Origin of the sequence: Geitlerinema sp. CS-897 (assembly GCF_028368005.1) — a bacterium.
Lineage (GTDB): Bacteria > Cyanobacteriota > Cyanobacteriia > Cyanobacteriales > Geitlerinemataceae > Baaleninema > Baaleninema simplex.
In genome coordinates this window covers 1-21,643 of the sequence record NZ_JAQNCQ010000320.1, presented here as the reverse complement: position 1 = coordinate 21,643, position 21,643 = coordinate 1, and the positions used below count along the sequence as shown (strand labels likewise).

12 protein-coding genes are annotated in these 21,643 nt (G+C 57.4%); 2 read left to right on the top strand and 10 right to left on the bottom strand.

All coding sequences use genetic code 11. The features are described 5' to 3' along the window. The 10 genes from POG22_RS20470 to POG22_RS20425 all read right to left on the bottom strand — a co-directional run. A partial coding sequence (locus POG22_RS20470; protein WP_498906962.1) for an RNA-guided endonuclease InsQ/TnpB family protein occupies positions 1 to 882 on the bottom strand: 882 nt, incomplete at its 3' end. Positions 883 to 1,037: 155 nt separating this feature from the next. After that, a complete protein-coding gene (locus POG22_RS20465) occupies positions 1,038 to 1,982 on the bottom strand; it encodes a YihY/virulence factor BrkB family protein (RefSeq protein WP_063716216.1) in 945 nt (314 codons plus the stop codon). A 278-nt stretch (positions 1,983 to 2,260) separates the two neighbouring features. Continuing rightward, entirely contained in the window at positions 2,261 to 4,042 is a 1,782-nt protein-coding gene (locus POG22_RS20460) for an N-acetylmuramoyl-L-alanine amidase (RefSeq protein ID WP_498906961.1), read from the bottom strand. 46 nt (positions 4,043 to 4,088) lie between these two features. Then, a complete protein-coding gene (locus POG22_RS20455; RefSeq protein ID WP_498906960.1) occupies positions 4,089 to 7,061 on the bottom strand; it encodes a CHASE2 domain-containing protein in 2,973 nt (990 codons plus the stop codon). Between the two features lie 574 nt (positions 7,062 to 7,635). Beyond that, positions 7,636 to 8,361, bottom strand: coding sequence for a DUF928 domain-containing protein (locus tag POG22_RS20450; protein WP_190288532.1), 726 nt, complete (start codon positions 8,359 to 8,361; stop codon positions 7,636 to 7,638). A 172-nt stretch (positions 8,362 to 8,533) separates the two neighbouring features. Beyond that, positions 8,534 to 11,146, bottom strand: coding sequence for a CHAT domain-containing protein (locus tag POG22_RS20445; protein ID WP_498906959.1), 2,613 nt, complete (start codon positions 11,144 to 11,146; stop codon positions 8,534 to 8,536). A gap of 364 nt (positions 11,147 to 11,510) precedes the next feature. Further along, positions 11,511 to 14,363 (bottom strand): two-partner secretion domain-containing protein, encoded by a 2,853-nt coding sequence (locus POG22_RS20440; protein WP_498906958.1) that lies wholly within the window; start codon positions 14,361 to 14,363, stop codon positions 11,511 to 11,513. Positions 14,364 to 14,490: 127 nt separating this feature from the next. Continuing rightward, positions 14,491 to 17,709, bottom strand: a complete 3,219-nt coding sequence (locus POG22_RS20435) for a two-partner secretion domain-containing protein (protein WP_498906957.1) — start codon at positions 17,707 to 17,709, stop codon at positions 14,491 to 14,493. Beyond that, positions 17,639 to 18,298: an HAD-IA family hydrolase gene (locus POG22_RS20430; RefSeq protein ID WP_498906956.1), complete on the bottom strand. Its 660-nt coding sequence runs from the start codon at positions 18,296 to 18,298 to the stop codon at positions 17,639 to 17,641. Before POG22_RS20430 ends, POG22_RS20435 begins: the two co-directional genes overlap by 71 nt. Positions 18,299 to 18,365: 67 nt before the next feature. Beyond that, positions 18,366 to 19,559, bottom strand: a complete 1,194-nt coding sequence (locus tag POG22_RS20425; RefSeq protein WP_017659895.1) for an NAD(P)/FAD-dependent oxidoreductase — start codon at positions 19,557 to 19,559, stop codon at positions 18,366 to 18,368. Positions 19,560 to 19,695: 136 nt separating this feature from the next. Between POG22_RS20425 and POG22_RS20420 the strand changes: the two genes are divergently transcribed. Together POG22_RS20420 and POG22_RS20415 are read left to right on the top strand one after the other, a co-directional pair. After that, a complete protein-coding gene (locus tag POG22_RS20420; protein WP_017659896.1) occupies positions 19,696 to 20,481 on the top strand; it encodes a C39 family peptidase in 786 nt (261 codons plus the stop codon). A 203-nt stretch (positions 20,482 to 20,684) separates the two neighbouring features. Further along, positions 20,685 to 21,455 carry a hypothetical protein gene (locus tag POG22_RS20415; RefSeq protein ID WP_063716207.1) on the top strand — a complete coding sequence of 257 codons (771 nt, stop codon included), beginning with the start codon at positions 20,685 to 20,687 and terminating at the stop codon, positions 21,453 to 21,455. Positions 21,456 to 21,643: the final 188 nt, after the last annotated feature.

The window sequence follows — 21,643 nt, the reverse complement described above, 5'->3', positions numbered from 1 at the left end:
TCTCGCCCAAGCTTTGAAGTTGATTTTTTCAGCAAACACCATCCCCACGTCGTCACAGAGACGGTGAGCCAGCTTATAGAAGAAATCCTGACGACAGTTGCGGATGTATTCGTGCAGTTTGGCAACCTTATGGTGAGCTTTACGCCAGTTATTTGACCCTTTAACCTTTTGAGACGCTCTCTGTTGCAGCGATCGCAGCTTGCTCTGGAGGTCTACAAAGAATCGGGGTCTTGGTACTAACTCACCGGTGGAGGTGGCCAGATAGTTGCTCAATCCTACGTCAATTCCCAAGGCTTCCCCGTGGGGTAGGATGTCGGGAACTTCAAGATCGCACTGAAGGGTTAGCATCACGTACCAGCCGGAAGCACGTTTGACCACTTGGGCTTGTTTGACAACGAAGCCTTCGGGAATCGCTCGTGAGAGTCGCATTTTCACCCAACCCACCCCAGGGAGTTTGACGCGGTTTCCCCGAACGGGGTCTTTTCCCAATTGCGGAAACAGCAGAGAACGAAATCTTCCCGGTTTCTTAAATCTGGGGAATCCATGTCCTCTCTCCCACATCGAGACAAAGGCTTTCTCTAAACGTCGCAACACCTGTTGCAGCATTTGAGCGTTAGCTGTACCTAGCTCAGGATAGACTTTTCGAGCTTGGGTTAAGGCTTTGCATTGGCTTGAAAAGCTGGGTCGGGGCGCGTCGGGGGACATGACGTACTCACCTCGAAGAGAGCATCGGTCGATGGGACAGGCTCTCGACTTGTACCAGTCTTTGCGCTCTGCCAAAGCATAGTTCCAGACCCGACGAGAGGTTTCTAACCATTCGTCATAGGTCTGTTGCTGCTGTTGGGTGGGCGCAAGCTTGTACTGATACGTGAGGTTAATCATCACCTAAAAACGGCATAACCTATTTTTAGACTAGCAAAGATTGTTGAAATATGCAATCAAAAAGTCGCCCTAGAAGGGCGAGGCTCTAACCCCAAAATTTTCGGTAGATCGTCGGGAGTCTTTTGGATCGCAAACCCCGATCGGCGATCTACGCGTTAGACCGAGCGATCTTCCTCTTCCACCCCGATATTTTTCGCCAATCGTTTCATGCGTCGCGTTTCCGCTTGTCGTCGCATGGCGTGTCCTACCGAAACGTTCAGTTGCGCTCCCACCAGCAACGCCAAAGCACTCAGCTTCAGCCACAACAACATGACGATCGCCGTTCCCACCGCCCCGTAATACACGTTGTATCGCCCGAAATGGGAGACGTACAGCCGAAACAAACTCGAAATTCCCGCCCACAATAACGTGGCGATCGCCGCCCCCGGAAACACGGGAATTCCCGGCTTCCAGCGACTCGGCCCGAAACGATACACGAACGCAAAGGCGATCGCCACCAACACCAACGCCAACGGCCAGCTCAACCGATGCCACGCCGCCAACACGTTCGACTCGTATTCTCCCATGTAGCCGACGACAAACTGCACGATAAAATCGCTGATAATCGCCAGAAACGACGCCACCGCTAACAAGACGATCGATCCCAAGGTCAGCGTCAGCGAAATTAATTTGGCTTTCCAAAACGGACGCGTGCGTTTGTGGGAAATCCGGTGGATGCGATCGAGGGCGTTCATCGTCGAACTGACCGCCGAAGACGCGATCCACAACGCCGCGATAAAACTCAGCGACAACACCCCACCCCCTTTCGAGACTTGTAGCCGATCGACAAAGCGATCGATCAGAGTCTGTACGTCTTGGGGCGGAAGACTTTTCAAATTGTCCGCAATTAAATCGAAGGCGGCTCGTTCGGGAAAGACTCGCCCTAACACAGACAGGGCGGCGATGATTGCCGGAAACATCGCCAGCATCGCGTCGAAAGCAATTTCTGACGACAAGCCGAACAACCGCAACCGACCCATCTCGGCCGCCACGTGACGCAACACGTAGGGTCTCAGATGCCAAAAGAAACTTAGAAAGCGAGGTAAGAGGGGAAAACGCATAGCGATCGCGCGTCGCTCGAGTCAGAAGAACTTAGTTCTAGAATAGGGGTTTCTCCCTAGAGTTTCGACTCGAAGGCAGAAAACGGTAACGGGATCGCGGCGATCGCAGGGGATACCGAAACGTCTGAGGTGGGTCGAGTTGAGTCTCAAACTGCATCCTCATCTCAAATCCCTGCAAAAACCGCTCTGTGTCCTCTGTGCCTCTGTGGTGAAGACGTTTTGAAACCCGGCTCAACAAGCCTACATACCACAAAACTACAAAAATGTCAACCTAAATTTTAGCGCCGTTCGCGCAGCCACGCCTCGATTCCGTCCGCCAAAGAGACCGCTAACGCTTGCTGTGCTTGCGGATCGACGATCCACTCGAACTCCTCGGGATTGATAACAAAGCCCAACTCTAACAACACGGACGGCGCGACCGTCGGACGAGTCAGGGCAAAATTCGCCCAAAACACCCCGTATTCCGGTCGGTCTAGATCGTCGATTAAATGGCGGTACAAAAAACTCGCCAAATCGCGAGCTTGCGGGTGATACCAAAACGTCCCGATTCCGGCCGTGTTCTCAGCGTCGCCGTTGTCGGGGAGGGCGTTGTAATGCAAACTCAACGCGAGAGTCGGTTCGACTTTCTCGATAATCGCGACGCGATCGTGCGGCCACAGATCGACATCCCCTTCCCGCGTCAGCACCACCGTCGCCCCTCGGCGTTCGAGTTCGTCCCGCAACAACAATCCGACCTCGAGCGTCACCTCCTTTTCCGGGGTTCCCGTCGGCCCTCGCGCGCCCAAATCTTCCGGGCCGCCGTGTCCGGGGTCGAGTAAAATCGTCGTTCCCGCCAACGGCTGCGTCGGCGACATTTCAGGAGGATGGCGCAGCGAGAGAACCAGCGTCGTGTCGTCGTAGCGAAGTTTGTACCCCCACTGCTGCGAAGACCGAAACTGAAACTGATATCGCGCTTGCGTGGGGGTCGTTTGCTGCCAGGTCATCCCTTCGACCCAGGGATCGGCGTCGAAGGCAATAAAATCGGTTTGAGCGATGGTGTTGTAGAGGGCGAGGGTGAGGCGATCGCCCTCCTGTTCGACGCTGACGGGAACGGGAGTTTCGAGAGGAAACCGTACCTCCGTCCAGCGATCGCCGTGACGGGCGCTGACACTACGAACGATCGACTGGGGCGGAACGCCGCTGCGAAAAGTTCGCGCCTCCTCCGACCGTATCCAAGCCCCGTAATCGAGGCGCAGCCAGTCCCCTTCCTTCCCCGTCACCCTGGCTCTCGTCCCTTGAGGTAAAGGCGTCAGACGGGAGTGGGCGGTACTCGGTCCCGTGCGGGCGATCGCCTCCTCCGCAACGACTTCCGCCGCTAACACAGCATCTCGCGGCAAAATCTCGATCGCGCCTCCGGCCGGTTGCGTCGCCGTTTCGCCACCCACCTGCAACTCGAACACCGGCTGCCCCCAACTTCCCGGCGTCTCGAACTGAGTGCAACCGCGATAGGTGGCCGCCGATGGCGACGCGGGCAGAGGTTGGTTTCGTCCCACGAGGACGGCGAAGTTCTCGGGAAGGGGACGCGAGGCGGTATCCGGTAACAAAGCAACCGTGCGATCGCCGACGCGAACGCGGGCTGAAGTGTCGTCTCCCGTCGGGGCGATGGCGCTGAAACAGACCAGTTCTCCCGGCATTCGAGCAATATCGCGAGACGGTTGGAGCGATCCCGCTGCAAACCCCACCCCTTGAGGTAAATTCGGCGTGGGAGACCGACGCACCACCGTCAGAGACACCGCACGATCGCCGTAACGAACCTCAAAGCGATTTTCCCCCACGGTCAGCGGAAAACTCGGGGCGAAATGTCCTGCCGCCGAGCGATCGACGGGCGTTCCGTTCACCGTCACCGCGCCAGTGGGGTCGGCCGTCCCGATAATAAAAATGCGATCGCTGGTCGTGTCGTGAGTCTCGGGAGGATAAGCGATAAATAACGAAGAATTGGCCATCACCGACCCCCCGATCGCTACGGGAATCGCTGCCGCCGCGATCGCGGGAACTATCGAACGAATCAAAACGCGTTTCATACTTCGAGACTGGATCGACGGCGGACGGAAATCGATCGCTCGGCCGTCACTTTTCACGTTTAACAGACAGTCGAACGCGATCGAGAATCCGTTCCAACTGCTCTACCAATTCTGCCATGCCGTGGTCGATGCTGTCTTTGGCTTGGTGTTCGAGCTTGCGCGCCAAATCCGGCATCGTTAAGATCGCGGCGTTGCTGCTGGCCCCTTTTAACTTGTGGGCTAACTGCGACAGCCTCGGCCAGTCGCGAGTCGAGAGGGCATCGCGGATTTCCCCCACACAGACGAGCGCGTCCTCGGTAAAGGTTTCCAACAACTCCTGTTGGAACTCGCGATCGCCCCCCGTAATTTCCTCCAACCGCACCACATCCACCGTCGGCGGTATTTCTTCAACGGTCGTCGCTCGGGCATCCTGCCCGCGATCTAAACTTGCCGCCGTTCCGTTACCGTTGTGTCGGTCTCCTGTCGCCTCGAGTGCCAGATGGCGACGAGACGGATTCACCCAGCGCTCGATCGTGGCTTCTAACACGGCCCGCTGCACGGGTTTGGTCACGTAATCGTCCATTCCCACCGCCAAACACTTCTCGCGATCGCCCTCGAGGGCGTGAGCCGTCATGGCCACGATGACAGTATGGCGATCGGTTCCTGCTTCCCGTTGCCGTAACTGACGAGTGGCTTCGTAGCCGTCGAGAACCGGCATCTGACAGTCCATCAGCACCAAATCGAACAGTTCTTCTGCCAAGCGATCGAGGGCTGCCCGACCGTTGCCAACACAGGTCACGTTCGTATACTCGAGTTGTTTGAGTTGATTGCGGACGACCTTCTGATTGACCGGCGTGTCGTCGGCCACCAAAATCTTTACAGTGGCGCGATCGGACAAATCGACGGGGACGTTACAGCCGTTTTGCGAGACCGGGGAATCTGCCACCACCGTTATCGGTTCGGCCGCCACCTCCAACCGAGCCGTAAACCAGAACCGCGAACCACGCCCTACCTCGCTCTCGAGTCCGATCTCGCCGCCCATCAAACTCGACAACCGCCGACAGATAGCCAGTCCTAACCCCGTTCCCCCGTACTTGCGCGTCGTCGACGCGTCCACCTGAGAAAACGACTGAAACAACTTGTGTTGGTCTTCAGGAGCGATGCCGATCCCCGTGTCCTGCACGGTAACACGTAAGGTGGCCTCGGCATCTTTTCGGTGCGGACAGGAAACGAACACGTCGATACGACCGCGATCGGTAAACTTAATGGCGTTGCCGATCAGATTGATAATCACCTGTCGCAGCCGCATCGGATCGCCTTTGAGCCAAGGGGGAACTTCCGAACCGATATGATACTCGAGGGCTAGTCCCTTGGCGTTGGCCGTCGGCCACAACAGTCGGCGTACGTCTTTCAGCGTCGCGTTCAACTCGAAGTCGATCGACTCGAGGCGCATTTGACCGGCTTCTAACTTAGAAAAATCGAGAATGTCGTTGACGATGAGAACCAGATTCTCGCTACTGGTGCGAATCGTGTGGAGAAAATCCCGCTGCTCGTCATCGAGACGGGTCGTCAGCAACAGATCGGTCATGCCGATGACGCCGTTCATGGGGGTACGAAGTTCGTGGCTCATGTTAGCCAGGAACTGACTTTTCGCGACCGTAGCGGCTTTCGCCGCTTCCAATGCAGTTTTGAGTTCTGCCGTGCGTCGATCGACCTGCTGTTCGAGGGTACTCGCGTACCCTCGGAGTTTGGTGTTCGCTTGTTTGAGTTGCCAGAGATAGTGCCAGTTGACGACCGTGACAGAAGACCCCGTCAGGGCTAAGAACGGGGCGACGATGGGCAGCACCCACCCGTCTAGAAAGGAGAGGTAGACGATCGCGCAGATTACCGCACTGCCGAGTCCGACTGACATCAGGGCAGCCAGCAAGCCCAAACTGACCCCCCGCGATCGCGCCCATTGCAAACACTGCCAGGTCACGACTGCTCCCACGAAAGACCACACCACAGTCCAACTCTGTTCGAGGGATTTGGGCCACAACCGCAACAGTTCCCGTCCTTCGAGGGCTGCGCTCAACATCTGACTGACGATGTTCGCGTGGACGACGACCCCTGGCATTTGCGGCGGGTCTTGTTGCAGGTTGCTACTGTAGGGAGTGTAGAAAAAATCGTTGAGACTGGGGGCGACCGGGCCGATCAACACCACGCGATCGCGAAATAGGTCGGGATCGACCGTCCCGTCGAGAACCGCCGTCATGGACACAGTAATAAAGTCTTCGCTGCGATAGTTGAGGAGGATTTGATAGCCGCCGATTTCCCCTGGAAAATAGTTCCCTTCGCGTCCGGTCAGGGGAACGAACAGCGCTCGTCCCAAGCGCAGATGCATCTTTTTCGGGTCGTTCCCGGCCGGCTCGAGGGTCACTTCCCGTTGCTCGAGGTAATGCAAGGCGAGAACGGGCGCCAAGCCGAGTTGAGATTCACCGTTGGGATTTTCAGCCGAGAGGATAGCGCGGCGAATTTTACCGTCGGCGTCGGGCATGACGTCGGAGATGCCCACCCGTCCGGCGTTAGCGAGAACCGGCGGTGGGGCGACTGTATTGCTGAGAAGTTTTTCGACCCCGAACAAGTTGGGGGTCGATCGCGCCACCTCTTCAAACAGCTCGTGTCCCGGTTCGACGGGGAGGTCGCGGTACAAGTCCAAACCGATGGCGTCGGGATTCCCGGCACGAATACGTTGCAGCAACGTGGCCAGGAGCGCGTCGGGCATTGGCCACTGTCCCACGGCCACGATATCGGGTTCGTCGATGGCCACGACGACGATCCGCTCGTCGATGGGTTCGCTCGGTCGCAGGCGAAACAGTTGGTCGCGTACCGTCCATTCCCACAGGCGAAACCACCCACTGGCCTGGCCGGCCACCACCAGTCCCGCCACAATGGGGGCAGTGACCAGGACGAACCGCCACTGCCAAGCTTTCGATAGATATTGCCAAGGTCGGGTTAACGGTCGGTCAGCCCGAACTGGCGTGTTTTTGCCCTCTCGCATACGTTCGTTGCGAACCTCTCCCTCGTATCTGACCCTGCCGTAGGATACGCGCTTATCGCACGACGAGCTTCGACGTTTGCCCCCAGCGTTCGCTGGAGGGGGTTTTTTCCCACAGCAGCTATAGCTCGGGGAGTCTGAAACCTGACGGCTCGAGTTCGACGGCGTGGCGAACCCCTGGTGCGATCGCTGCTGTCGGTGCGAGCGAGTCAAAATTCTCTGAGTGCAGTTTTGACTGTCGTTGCTACCGATTTTATTTCAAACGGGGCTGAGATGCGTCAGGGTAGGTGTAAATGGGAGGCGATCGAACGCGATGTATCGGGTGAGGTTTTCGGACAGACATAGCGCCTTCGGCGGGCGACGGCAACCTAAGAGTGCGATCGCCTGTGGGAAACGTCCGTGCTGTTATCTGAGGCGATCGGTAGACCAGACGTTCGTTCTGCCGAACGTCTATCGAGACTCGGGAGGTCTGCCCCACCGTTGCCTCTGCCGATCGAACTGTCCCGAGCCGATCGACGGCGACAGTGGGGCGCGAAGTAGATGCGTCTCGAATCGATCGTTAACAGACTTCCCTTCACTAATCAGCTAAGGGCTGACGAGCTAGGTTATCCAAACCGACTGACGCGAGGAATTCGTTCCAGTTCGAGGCGACGCTTGCGTCTTGCGGGCGATCTTGGCGAGCGCGGGCCAGGGTGCTGAGCGCATCGTACCAAATTCCGGCCTCGCTATACGCTCTGGCGGCTTCGATCGCAGTCGCAGCGGCCTCGAGATCGGCGGCGAGGTCGTCTTCGAGGGGCATCCGATACACCGTCCCTTCAATGTTGGGGTTGTCGGGATCGGCCACTTCAGAGACGCAGTGAATCTCGAAGTACCACTTGTAATCTTTTTCAGCTTCGAGCGAGACGCCCTCGGGCAACGTGACGCTGACGATTCCGCCCTCGGCGGGCAGTTCGACTTGCGTGCGGTAGTATTCCCGTTCTTCGTCTTGCAAGCTGAACGAGGCGGTCGTCGCCGTCATCGAAGGAACGGAGACGAAAAATTCCGGCCGTTCGGAAACGGTGAGGACGCGTTGGAAACCCGGCAGTAGCGGTTGCAGGGCGCTGGCGTTTGCCGAACCGGCCAAACAGAGACCGGCTGTCCGGCTAGCACCGCCGCTCGAGGCCGTGCTGGGGGTTCCCGCTACACCGTCGGGCGTGCCGAAAGTTACGGCTGAGGCGGGGTGGACGGCGAACAGGGTGGCTGCACCTACAGCGGTAGCCGCCAGGGTTCGTCCGAATAACGATTTAAGTTGAGGGTATTTCATGGGACATATCCTTTCAATCGACAGATGACGCATAGACTTTCCCCAATTACTAGGATAGTGCAGATGTTGGGGAGGCAGTATGAAGTCTTGGGAAAGATCGATTAAACATTTTGTAAATTTTACGGGATTCCGTTCCAGGTTCCGGTGTGTTTTTGAAGATGTCTCCCGACGGTTACAACCAGTTCCCAACTAAAACAAAGGGAGCCCAGAAAAAGGGATGGTCGTATTCGGGGCGAGCCAAAAGAGACAGTTGAGCTTGGCGTAACGCTTCGGCTTTGTTGATGCCGGGCCGGGCGAGCTGTCGGTAAAACTCCACCATCAAATTGGCTGTTGAGCGATCGCGTACGCTCCAGAGGGTGGCGACGGTCGCTCGCGCCCCACTTTCGATCGCCAACCCTGCCAGTCCCAACACGGCGCGATCGTCCCCCCGAGCGGTTTGACAGGCGCTCAACACCAACAGTTCTAACGCACCCGATCGCGTTTCGTCACGACGCTGCAAAATCGACCCCAGTTCGCTGACGCGCAGTTTGCCGTCCCAGGTCACGATAAAGGTATCGTCGGCTTCGGAACTAAACTGACCGTGGGTGGCTAGGTGCAACACGGGGTTGGAGGCGCGGGCGAGGGCGGCGCGGGTGGCCTCGGTCGTAAACTGTTGGTTGAGTTGGATTTCTGAGGGAATTTCCGAGGCGATGCGGGCGATTTCCGATTCGACTTCCGGCAGCGGTGCGAATCCCTGTCGTCCTTCGCTCAATCCGGCGATGACCGCTTGTAGTTGGCTGTTGTCGAGGGGACGGGGTTCGAGGAGTTGCAGCCCTTGGGAGAGAACGAGACCGTACTGTTCGACGAGGTAGCGATCGCCGTCGTAGAGAACGGACATGGGTAAGTTCCGCAGCGGCCCGTCTAGGACGAACACGAGGGTCGCGATGTCGGCGTTTTGTAACGCGGTCTCAGCCGGGCGAACGAGCCAGTCGTAGAGTTGGCGATACAGAACCAGTCGTTCGTTACGGGGAAACGACAGGCTCAAGGATTGGCGAACGCGTTGTAAGGTGCGATCTAACGTCGCGCGATCGACCTCGGCGCGGTAGTTTTGTAAGGGGCGTCCGGGCAGGGAGAGAATGACTTCGAGGCGATCGGGCAAGATAATCGGGTAAATGGCGGCCGCGCGAGCGTCGACGCGATCGAGCTGGGTCGGACTGGCTTCGAGACAGGACTCGCGAAAAAAGTTTTCGAGTTCGGCCAGTTGTAGGGCTTCGATGGTTTCCCTGGCTTGTTGCAGTTGGGCTTGGGTGGGACGGTCGGCCAGCAACAAACTCACGAGTTCGCGGTAGACCGGCTCGACGCTGTCGCGGAACGACAGTCGGACTTCCGGGTTGATGGCGACGAGGTCGCGACTGAGACGTTGCAGTTCGCTGACGGCTTGGGTATAGGCCGCGATCGCGTTTTCGATATCGCCCTGTTGTCGGTACAGACGCCCGAGTTGGGCTTGCCACTGGGCGGTGACGTCGGGGGCGTTGAGGGGGGCGGCGGTTTGCAGGGCGTCTTCGGTCAGGTCGAGGGCGACTTGCCACTGCTGCTGGTTTTCGTAGAGGTGTCCCAACTGACCGAGGACGTAGGCTTGCGCCCGGCGGTCTCCGAGATCGCGCGATCGCTCGAGGGCTGTTGCCAGTAACTCGGCCAGGGCGGGGGCGTTCTCGGGCTGTCGGTCGTCGAGACGCAAGCGGGTTTCGACGAAGTTCACGACGGCGTAAACGGCATCGCGAGAGTCTGGTAAGGTCGTCAGACGGGATTCGACGTCCGAGAGCAGGCGTTCGGCCTCGGAGAATGCCTTGAGGTCGATGGCCGTGCGGGCTTGGGCTAGACGGGCGGCGACGATAACGGTGGCTTGGGAACTGGCCTCGGCGGCCTGGCGGTAAAAGGCTAACGCGGCTTCGAGGTCTCCCAAGGCGCGGGTGGTATCCCCGAGGGCTTGCAGGACGATGCTGTTTTGGGACAGTTCGGGGGTGTTTTGGGCGATCGCCAACGCCCGTTCGAGGACGGTTCGCGATTCGTGGAGATCGCCGACGACTTGTAGGGCGACGCCTAAATCGGTGAGGGCAGTAATTTTGAGGCGGGCGTCGGGGTAGGCATCTAGACGAGCGGTGACGGTTTCGAGAAGGGCTTGCGATCGCCGGTACAGCCCTAACCCTTGCAGGGCGATGGCTTGGTTCGTCAGCGCCCCGAGTTCTCCGAGTTCGTCTTCGAGGGCGACGTAGCGCTCGGCGGCCTGTTGCCAGGAGTCTAAAGCCGCTTGAGTTTGACCTCGGCTCAGTTGCAACCGTCCTAGCGCGAGGTGGGCTTGGGCTTCGATGGCCGTGCGGCCGTTGGACACTGGCAGACCGGCCAGCTCCTGTAACGCGGTTTCGAGAACCTCGATCGCCGCACGGTGTCGTCCGAGTTCGTACAAAGCCAGGGCGCGATAGGTGGCACTTCCGGCTTGACTGAGGCGATCGCCCTCGAGACCGAACGCCTCGGCGGCCGCGTGAAAGTTCTGTTCGGCCGCTCGAAACTGTCCGGCTTCGTACAGGCGTCGGGCATCGGCTTCTAAGGCGACGGGATCGAGACGTTGGCTGTGGCGTTCGTTCGCGTCAGCGACGTGCAACACTCTCGGAGCGGGAATTAGGGCGGGGACGGACGCGGCCGAAATCTGAGACAGACTGGTAAAGCCCCATATACCGAGTAGGAACAGGAGCGCACTAATGAGTCTTGTTTTCCAGAGTTTTCGCCGATCGCGAACGTGGTTCTTCATGGAGACGGTCAGGAGTTAGATTCTTTATCACAAAAAGATTTTTTTGTCAATATTCCAGATCGGACTTTTGGTGAAAACAGGACGATTTAAATCAAGACGAGAGAGGAACTCGTGAATTCCGCCAGCACTGACGCATCGATCGAATCTGTAACGTAGACATCGTTTGCGATTTCCTACCTCGAGTTGAGAACAGTCGAACGGCCTCGGTGAAGTCCGTCTGGTGGGTTCGATTTTTTGCCTTGCGACCGATCGCTCGAGTTCGAGAGGCGACCCAACCCGTCGTCGTTCGAACGTGCGATCGCCTGAAACGACGTAAACATGGTGGGTCTAACCCCTTTCTTTTCACTGTAGCCGATCGCCGAGGTTAACGATTCCCCAACGGACACCCGACCGTATCGAATCGTTCGCTCGTCGCACTCAAACGGTTCGATCGCTCGGGCGAGGCGACGAGCTGCACGGAATTTCCCTCGAGGCGCACCCAACCCGTCGCCTCCACCAAGGCAGACGCTTCGAGGCGCTCTCTATCCCCGTCTTCTCCATCGATCGCCCGCGTGTCTGGGAGAGATGGCGCATCTGCCGACGTTCTAACGTGCAGCGTCCGCCAATCGCGCAAGTCGCCCCAACTGACCGTCTGTCGCAAGCTCTCGGTCGGGTTTTCGGGGACGCCTCCTCGCCCCGTCACGACGAAGGTATTGCCTTGGCTCGCCGCACAACCTCGGGCAATTTGCCGGCCGGGATCGATGGGATCGGCAGCCAGTTCCACAAACGCCGCGTCTGTGTTGACGTCTGGTGTTTTCAACTCCACCACGCCGCTGAAGGCCGGGCCGAGTTCCGAGGTGGCGGTAATGTCGCTCTCCGGTGTCGGAGCGTTGCGAAAGGCCGTCCCGAAAATTCCGAGAGCGGAGATCGTCACCCGTCCGCCCCGTCCCTGTCGGGCGTTGGCGGTGATGTCGCTGTTGTCGAGGGCGACGAGGGTCTCGCTGGCGATCGCGATATTGCCGCCGTCAGTATTTCCCGCATCGGTCGAGATGGTACTGCCGTTTCGTAACTGTACGATGGGCGATCGCACGTTAATATTTCCCCCCAGTCCCGAGACCGTCGTGGCGTCTAAATTCCCGCCGTTCTCGAGGCGAAGTCGGTCGGCCTGGATTTCCAAAAGACCCGCATCGCCAGAGCCGAAACTATCGACAGCAATTTGGGCGCCGTCTCGGATCGCGAGGGTTCCAGCGTTGACGCGCAGGTCTCCCGCCGCCCCACTGGCCGTTAAATTGGGAAAATCTTCCCGTCCTGAGGACGCCCCCAAACTGCTGGGAAACGCGATCGGCGTTCCCTGTCGGTTGGCGATTCCCGTTCCCGCCAGTTCGAGACGGTCGCTGGCCGTCACCGTAATACTGCCCCCCCGTCCGAGATCGAGGGTTGTCGCTTCGATCGAGCCGCCTTCTGTTATAGACAGCCGCTGCGTCGTCACGGTCACGTTTCCGGCTGGGGAGTCCGTAAACGTGGTGGTTCCCGGACCGCTGCCGAAGCGACCGTCTGGGGAAATCCCGATGATATCGAAGGATTCCGTCGCCTCGATATTGACGTTTCCCCCCGGACCGCCGAGAGAAACCAGTCCCGTTCCCAGCAGTGCGCCGCTTTGGTTTCCGGCCTGAGCGCCCCCTCTCATCACGAGTCTCTGGGTTCGCACGTCGATATTTCCACCGCGACCGGTTCCAAAAATACTGTTGGCGAACAGTCCCGTCGGTAAAATAGCGTTTGGGGGCGTGTCGAGCAGTTCGACCGACTCCGAGGCATCGACAAATAAGTCGCCACCCGAACCGCTTCCGAAGGTAAAAGTATTGATGACGCCGTTGTTGGTGAGTCGGAGTCGTTGGGTTTCCAGGGTCACGCTGCCAGACTGACCCGTGGTTCCCTGCAAGCTGCCAGTGGCGAGGAAAGATTCGCCGATCTCGACGCTGTCGCTCGCGAAGATGCTGATGTTACCGCCGTCACCGGACGCGCCCGTTGTCGTCGCCAACACCGCCCCATTTTGTAATTTCAGTCGAGCGGTTTCGACAGTCACGTTCCCCGCGTCTCCCGTAGCGTTCGTACCGACGATGGTGACACCTTCGACAGATGCCAAGTCTAGAGTTCCCAAAATTGCCTGAATTTGTATCAGTTGCAGGGTCGCGACTCCCGCTCCGATAAAATCGACGCTCTCGGTGGCTCGAAGCTCGAGATCGCCGCCCCGTCCGCTGCTGAAGGTAGAGGTCGAAAGTAACGCGTTATCGCGTACGACAATACGATCGCCCGCGATCGCGATCGCTCGCCCGTCGATGTCGCCCAGGGTCGCCGCCACGACTCGACTGTTATCGCGCACGACGACGTCTTCCCCCCGCAGGCGAATCGCACCGCCCCCTAACCCGCTAGTATCGATGCTGGCACTCCCCGATAGCTCGACCGTACCGAAGCGATCGATACCACTGTCGTCTAACGCGATTCCCGTGGGCGTCGCCGCGAGACCCAAGCGGCCGGCACCGGCGGCGCTCGTAATGCGAACGTCTCCCTGAAATGCCGTCAGCGCACCGCTTTCGAGGCGAACGTTTCCCCCGACTAGCGCGAGCGTTCGTCCCGGCAACACCGTCAGTCCCGTCGCGGGTGGCAGGGTATCGGGCAAACCCGAGAGTGGAGCGGCGGCCGTCGATCGGTTGACGATCGCGCCGGGAGTGTCGCCGAACTGCAATCCCACTGGAACGCTCACGGTTAGCAAAGACACCTCGGGTTCGACGGTACTAAACGAGGTGCCGTTGGCAAACTGGACGCTTTCGGCGGTACTGGCCAAGAAGGAACCCCCAATGTCGAGACGGGCGTTTTCTCCGAACACAATGCCGTTCGGGTTGATGAAAAACAAATTCGCACCGCTGTTGGCCGCTAACGTGCCGTCGATGCGGGAAATGTCGCTTCCCGTCACGCGACTGAAAATGGTTTGAATCTGGGGCAGGTTGTTAAATCGCGCCACGGTATCGGCGGGAACGGAAAATTCGGAAAAGCTGTGAAACAGCAGATCGTTGACTCGCGTTCCGTCTTCGATCGAAATATTGCCGTTGGTTTCGACGATACGAGAATTGACGGGTAACGTGGTGTCGGGGAGAATTTGACCGACGGCCTGGGAAGGAGTCAAACTGTAAATCGAGGCGAAAACTAGCCCCGAAAACAAACTTTTAGTTGCGAGAGCCATTGAAAAACTGCTGTTCTATCTGGGTTTAACGGGCTTCAAATATTACGATATCGATCCCACGATAAACTTTCAGTCCAACAAATTCCCAGAGAGAGTCGCTGTTCGATGGAAAACTTTACGGAAATCGTTACGGAACGTTCGGCGAAGTTTGGGGCATACAGCTCGACGCGGCACCGGTCTGAAAAGTTCCACGATCTCGAGACGGACGTGCCACGAGCTGTACGGAATCGTCGTCGAGACGCACCCAAGTCGTCGCTTCTACAACTGGAGTTCGATCGCTCGAGACAGATCTTTCGTTACTATTGACATAAATTTCGTTTTTTGGTAAGAAATTCGGATCGTGCTGCGAAACCTGGCGCCAGTCCCGTAGGTCTCCCCAGGTACCGGTATAACGCAGACCTTCCGTGGGATTTTCGGGAACGCCCCCCCGTCCGGTGACGACGAAGCGATTGCCCCGGCTGGCAGCACAACCGCGAGCGATTTGTTGTCGGGGGTCGATGGGATCTTCGGGTAAATCCACCAGTCCCGTCCCCGCGTCGATATCGGGCGTTTGGACGCTCACCGTTCCGTCGATGCCGAATTGAGAACTGGCGGTAATTTGGCTGTTCGGCGCGAGAAACAACCCTTGAGTCGAAATTAGAATGTTGCCCCCCGCTCCTTCAAAGGCGTTGGCGTTAATGCGGCTGGTGTCGAGCAGGGCGATCGCTCCCGCAGATAGGGTAATGTTGCCCCCGTCTCCGCCCCCGGTGGCTGCCGTTCCGGCCTGGGTGGTGATTTGACTGCCATCGCGCAACACCACGGTATCGGATAGGTTGAGGTTGACGTTACCGCCCCGTCCCAGGAGACTCGTCGCCGTCACCGTTCCCCCCTCGAGCAGGAGGGTGCGCCCGTTCAAAATGGCGTCTCCGGCGTCGCCGCTCCCTTGCGAGTTGACGGAAACTTCCGCCCCGTCGCGCAGTGTCAGGCGATCGACGTTCGAGACGATATTTCCGCCAGCCCCATCGACGTTCGACGCACCGATCGCCGTGTTGCGACCGAGTTCGACCTCGATGGCGTTAATCTCCAAGTTACCCGCCGACCCCGTACCGCGGCCGCGTACTGCCACTTCGCCCCCGTCGCGCAAGGTCAACCGTCCCGTGTTGAGGCGCAACACCCCCGCATCCCCCGACCCGCGCGATTCGGAAAACAAGGCGCTGGGTTCGACGCGACCCAACCCCGAAACGACCGATCCTTCTACTTCAATGGACTCTGTGGCGTTGACGATTAAACTCCCGGCAGCCCCGACCCCTCCCGTGGCTGCCGAGACCCGCGCCCCACCTCGCAGACTGAGCCGTTGGGTGTCGATTTGCAACGATCCCGCCCCGGCGGTTCCCGTTTGTCCGAGAACTTCGAGGAGTGACGAGGTGGTAAACACGCCGCTGAGCCAAATGTTATCGCTACTCGCCCCGGCTAGTTCTACAAACTCTGCGGCCGTAATGCTGAGATTGCCCCCCTGACCGGCACTGGAAGAAGCCGCCGAAATTTGCATTCCGTCGATCGCTCGCAGTTGACGGGTTTCGATGGCGACATCTCCCGAAGCACCCGGTCCCAAGGTGGTCGTAAACAACCCTCCCGGTAGCTCCGCACCGGCTGGGGTCGATCGCAGTTCGATCGTGTCGGCGACGACGCGGAGGTTGCCGCCTTCGCCCCGGCTGAGATTACTGGGACTCGTGCTGACGAAACTGCCGCCGAACACTCCCAAAAAGGGGGTTCTCAGGTCAATATGACCCGAATCGCCCAATCCGGCGGTGCCGCTGAGTAACAAAGATCCGACCGATAGCTCGATGGCTTCGTTCGCTCGGATCGTTAAATTTCCCCCCTGTCCGGCACTGAGGGCCGAGGTCAAAATGGCTGCGCCGTTGCGAGCGTTTAAGCGATCGACTTGAAACTGGACGTTTCCTCCGTCGCCGCTTCCCACACTCAAGGCAAACGCGCCGTCGCTGAGAGTCGTGGGGTCGAATTCTCCAGAGACGAGTTGTGACAGCAGCAATCCCGGCGCAGTTCCGGTTAAATCCACGAGATTGGCACGGACGGTTAAATCGCCTCCCCGACCGCTCCCGAAACTGCTACTGGAGATGAAGGCGCGATCGCTCAGTTGCAAGGTTCCTGCGTCGATACCAATCCCGCGACCGTCTGTACCGCCGAACGTATCCGATCGCAAACTCGCCCCCCCTTGCAGCGTCACGGTTTCTCCTCGTACTGAAATCTCGCCGCCGCCGAGGCCGCTGGCGGTGACGGTAGCCCCGTCCTGAAGGTCGATGGCACCCAACTCGGAAACGCCGCTGTAATCGAAGGTTAAGCCGGTAGGCGTCAGTCCGAACTGTACGACTCCCGGCCCGCTGACGCTACCGAGGTGGATTTGGCCTTGAAACGCTGTGAGGTTGCCGCCGTCGAGGTCGAGATCTCCGCCAAGCAGTCCGAGAAACTGGCCGGGAACGACCCCCAATCCGGCGGTTTCGGGGAGGGGCAAGCGGGGATCGAGGGGGGGTAAGGCGTTGGGATTGTCGGCTCGCGATCGATTGGAAATTCCGCCGGGATCGTTGCCGAACTGCAACCCCACGGGAACGTTGACGGTTAGGAGCGTTCCAGCTTGGGGATCGGCGGCGCTAAAGCGGTTTCCGTCGGTAAAGAGGAGGCTGTCGGCGGTGGAGGCGAAGAACGATCCCCCCAGTTGCAGGCTGGCGTTTTCGCCGAAGTGAATGCCGTTGGGATTGATCAGAAGCAGGCTGGCGGTTCCGTTGGCGGAGAGGAGACCGTCGATGTTGGAAATGTTGCTGCCGGTGACGCGGGTAATAATGCGATCGATGTTGGCGGCGTTGTTAAAAAATGCCTCGGTTCCGGTGGGTACGGAGAAGCGATCGAAACTATGAAATAAGTTACTTCCGGCTTCGGTTCCGCCGTCGAGGGTGAAGCGGTTGCCCTCGACTGTGACGCGAGAATTTTCGGGTAGCGTCTGGTCGGGCGCGATCTGTGCGAGGCTGGGAGCGATCGCTGTTAGGGGAGTCAAGGTTAGAGCGACAAGGCGAGCGAAACGGCGGTGTCGCGTCGCGAGACTGGAGGTTCTATCGTCGATCTTCATCGTGGTTTGGTGGTAGAAAACGGACTCTGATGACCCGATAGTGAAACGGTAGGCTCGATCTGTGCCGTGGGCGCGTCTCGAGTTGGCGTGTCCCGAGTTGGCGATCGCCTCAGACACTCCACAGCGCGACTCCGACCTCTCTACTGTACCGGCGAAATCACTCCGTTTCGCGATCGCGAACGAGCCAAACGCCCCGCAATCCCGCCCCTCGAGCGCCTTCGCAGTCATCGCGATAGCTGTCGCCAACGTGCCACGCGACTTCGGGGGAACAGTCGTGAGCGGCTACGGCGCGATCGAAAATTTTTCGGTTGGGTTTGGCCGCACCCACTCGCGTCGAAATCGTGACTGACGAGAAAAACTGCGATAAATTGAGGGCGTCGAGAACGGTGTAGAGGCGAGAGTCGAAATTCGAGACGATTCCCAATTCGACCCCTTGTTGCTTCCAATACGTCAGCGTCGGCAGAACGTCCGGATAAACGAACCAGGGTTCGGCACTGGCAAAATACGAAAATAGGCGATCGAAGAAGCGATCGAAATCGGTAAAGCGATCGCGAACTCCCACCGCTTCAAAGGTATGGTGAGCGACCTCGTACCACCATTGATATTCCCGCGTTAACAAGTCCTCGGGCGCGACATCGGGAAATTCTGCCGGAGGCGCTACTTTAAAACTTTCGACAAATGCCGTTTCGACCGCCACCGCGTCGGTTTCGACCTTGGCTTCCCGCCGCGCGACTTCAGCGTACACCTCCCCCACGCTCCCGCGAACGCCGAACAAGGTTCCGACTGCGTCGAAAAAAATAACTTTTGGCTGTTTCATATTTTTTCAGGGAACGGGGACGACCCTACGATCGGGATGATGTGAAATCTCCTCATCTCCTCATCATCTAAGAAACCAGGGCGCGAAACGGTTCGACAATCCAGTTCAAACCGACTTTTAATTGATGTTCGGGGGTGGGGAGACGGTAGAGATAGGCGAGGCGACGAGCGATGTGAGCTAGAGGTCCGTCGAGGCTGAGTCCCAAGCCGGAGAGGGTGGCGTTGTCGAGTCCCAAAGTCATCATTTCGCCGAGGTTTTGATAGCGGAAGGGTAGGAGGGGACGATGCGTCAGCGAACCCCAAACGTTCCAAGCGGCGTAGTCGGCTTGTTGGAACGCGGCTTGTGCGGTGGTGGGAACCCGTTGTCCGTTGATGTCGTAGGTGGCGGCGACGTCGCCAACGGCGAAAATGTGGGGGCGATCGATGACTTGGAGTTTGGCGTTGGTGAGGATCTGACCGCGATCGTTGCGATCGAAGGGTAGCGATCGCACTACGGGAGCGACGGTCGTTCCGACGGTCCACAAGACTAAATCGACCGGAATTTCGTCGATTTGTTCGCGGTATTTCAGGGAAATCGTCTCGGCGGTGACTTGGGTGACGTCGGTTTCGAGATCGAGCCACACGCCGCGATCGCTCAAGGCGCGTTTGGCGGCGTTGCGGTTGAATTCGGGGGAGTTTCGCAAAATCGTATCGTTGCGATCGACGATGCGAATCCGGCCGCGATTTCCCAAGCGATCGGCGAGTTTGCAGGCGATTTCAACGCCGCTGTATCCTCCACCGACGATCGCCACGCGAATTTTGTCGGCGTCGCTACTTTCGAGTTGGCGCAGTCGTTCTCGTACCCGGTAAGCGTCGGCGACGGTACGGAAGGGAATCGCGCGTTCGGCGACACCTGGCGTTCCGTTGAGGGGGGTTTCGCCTCCCATCGCCAAGACGAGGCGATCGTAGGGAAGGGAATCGCCGTCGTCGTCGAGGTGAACCTGGTGCGAGTCGAGATCGATCGATTTCACTGAGGCTTGTCGAAACTGAATTTCGGTGTTTGCTAGCAGTTCGACAAACGGCGGTGCGATTTCCCACGTTTGCAGTTCGTCCGTCACCAGTTCGTACAGAAGCGGCGCGAATACGAAGCGATCGTTGCGATCGACTAACGTAATTTCGGGTTTTTCGGCGGGAGTCCACGGAAGGCGGCTCAGGTTCAAAGCGGTGTAGAGTCCGCCGAACCCACCGCCGAGAATAACGATACGAGCGGGTTTATCGGTCATAATCTTCGCGATCTAGCAAGGGGGGTTGCGAACGTGATACCTTCATTTTTAACGTACTTTGTGGGTTTAAGTCCGTTAAGCGCCCCGTCTCTCGAACCCGATCGCTCGCGTCAATCCGTCCTTCAGGTGAAAGCTCATGGCCCTCGTTTTGCATACCCTCGCCAACACGGTTTTCAAACAGCGCCCCATCCAGTCGGGGGATTTGCCCGATCGCGAGAAAACCTCGATTCCCAAGGGACGAGAATTCGATATCGATAGCTTTTCCCGCGAGCGAAACCACGTTCGCTTCAGCCTCAAAGACGATGCGATCGAAGGCTTCGATACCTGGTACGCCTTTGGCGAACACGTTGAAATCGCTGGAGAAAACAATCAAGGGACGGGTAGCTCGCAAGTTTACCCCAAACCTCGCCCTCGCGCCATTCAACTCGAGTGTCCCTACCTCTCGCAACTCGATAACTTCGAGAACCCCACTGGCGCCTGTAACGTGACCTCGGTGGCGATGTGTTTGAAATACTTCCGCATTCCCCAACGTACCAACGCCAGCCAGTTTGAAGACGAACTCTATCGCTATGCGATCGACAACAATCTCAGTCGTCACAGCCCTTACGATTTAGCTAAAATTATAAGGGACTACGGCTGTACGGACGAGTTCCGAACGAACGCGACGATCGACGAGGTTAAAGACTGGGTCGCCGATTTAAATCCCGCGATCGTCCACGGTTATTTCACCTCGTTCGGTCATATTCTCGTGGTCGTCGGTTACGACGAACGCGGCTTTTTCGTTCACGATCCTTATGGCGAATGGTTCCCCAGCGGTTACCGAACGGATCTCCCCGGTGCGTACCTCCACTACTCTTACAATCTCATTCGTCAGGTTTGTATTCCCGACGGGAATTTTTGGGTTCACTTCGTTTCTAAGTAGGAGTCGTGGCTCGTTTTCAGGAGTCAGAGCCTTTCTCTCTGCTCTTTCCCAACGATCTCGAGCTGTCGGAATAAGCGTTCTCAGATAACGGTTTGTCAGAGGAGGGTGAGATAACGTGAGGCTGACGAGCTGCACGGTTGGGGAGTGTCTCTCGATCTACCGTCGCTTGGGAGTGATGCCATATCTACCCCCTCAGAACGTCTATGTTTTCTGCTAACTCGATTCATTCTAATAGTATTTTTGCTAACCTTCCGTCTGAGGCTCGTGATTGGGCGGAAAAATTGCATTGGAACGAGCGCCGTTATGTTTTATCTTTGTGTCATATTCTCTGTGCTGCACCTTCGGAGGCTCAGGCCGAATTCCTCGATGAATATACGGCTGACGGACTCGTTTCGCGCCTTCTTGAAGACCGAGATACTCATCAAAAAGTCAAACGCTATCTCGAACAGTTTCGCATCGCAACGGAATTGACGGAATCTTTGTTACGAGGTTATATCCGACAGTTTTATATTCACTGCGCTCAGGATATGCACCGCCAACCGGAACAGTATCTTGAAGTGGCTGTTCGCTTGATGGGAAATACTCAGGAAAGTAACAATGCTTTTAATTATACGTTAGGCTTTGAATTGCTAAAAATGCTGTTTCGAATGAGTTGGATTCAACAGGAACGCCTCTATCGATTGCAGCGTAACCAAGAGGAATTTTTAAATCAATATATTAAGCCGATTCGGTTCGCTCATCAACTCAACGGAATTATCGTACCTAAAGACAAAAAAAAGTTTTTTGCAAAACGAGATTATTACGTTCAAGATCCAGTTATTTCTAAAAAAAAGTTGACCGAGCTAGTGATGGTTACGTTTGCGGCTGATACGGTAACAGAGTTTGGATTTTCTGTGATTCGACATCCGAATTTTTTACAGTTTAATTATGAATACATCTATCACCCAGAGCCGGAAGATATTTTAGGAAATTAAGTTTAAATTTATCTATCTATAGCAACCCTAAATCAGTTGTGTAACAAAGGCTCTTCCGACCTTGGTATGTAGGGTAAATGCCTGTAGTCTCCATCTGGAAAGGGATTTCGCGATTTGAGTTCTCTTTTTATACAGTTTAGCAAAAACTATTGCTCTGTAAGGGTTTCAGCGATTTCTTGCATATTAAC

Bases quoted from the DNA above. Each gene is read 5' to 3' on its own strand.
- POG22_RS20465 (WP_063716216.1), bottom strand. From the start codon at position 1,982: ATGCGTTTTCCCCTCTTACCTCGCTTTCTAAGTTTCTTTTGGCATCTG.
- POG22_RS20460 (WP_498906961.1), bottom strand. From the start codon at position 4,042: ATGAAACGCGTTTTGATTCGTTCGATAGTTCCCGCGATCGCGGCGGCA.
- POG22_RS20455 (WP_498906960.1), bottom strand. From the start codon at position 7,061: ATGCGAGAGGGCAAAAACACGCCAGTTCGGGCTGACCGACCGTTAACC.
- POG22_RS20450 (WP_190288532.1), bottom strand. From the start codon at position 8,361: ATGAAATACCCTCAACTTAAATCGTTATTCGGACGAACCCTGGCGGCT.
- POG22_RS20445 (WP_498906959.1), bottom strand. From the start codon at position 11,146: ATGAAGAACCACGTTCGCGATCGGCGAAAACTCTGGAAAACAAGACTC.
- POG22_RS20440 (WP_498906958.1), bottom strand. From the start codon at position 14,363: ATGGCTCTCGCAACTAAAAGTTTGTTTTCGGGGCTAGTTTTCGCCTCG.
- POG22_RS20435 (WP_498906957.1), bottom strand. From the start codon at position 17,709: ATGACTGCGAAGGCGCTCGAGGGGCGGGATTGCGGGGCGTTTGGCTCG.
- POG22_RS20430 (WP_498906956.1), bottom strand. From the start codon at position 18,298: ATGAAACAGCCAAAAGTTATTTTTTTCGACGCAGTCGGAACCTTGTTC.
- POG22_RS20425 (WP_017659895.1), bottom strand. From the start codon at position 19,559: ATGACCGATAAACCCGCTCGTATCGTTATTCTCGGCGGTGGGTTCGGC.
- POG22_RS20420 (WP_017659896.1), top strand. From the start codon at position 19,696: ATGGCCCTCGTTTTGCATACCCTCGCCAACACGGTTTTCAAACAGCGC.
- POG22_RS20415 (WP_063716207.1), top strand. From the start codon at position 20,685: ATGTTTTCTGCTAACTCGATTCATTCTAATAGTATTTTTGCTAACCTT.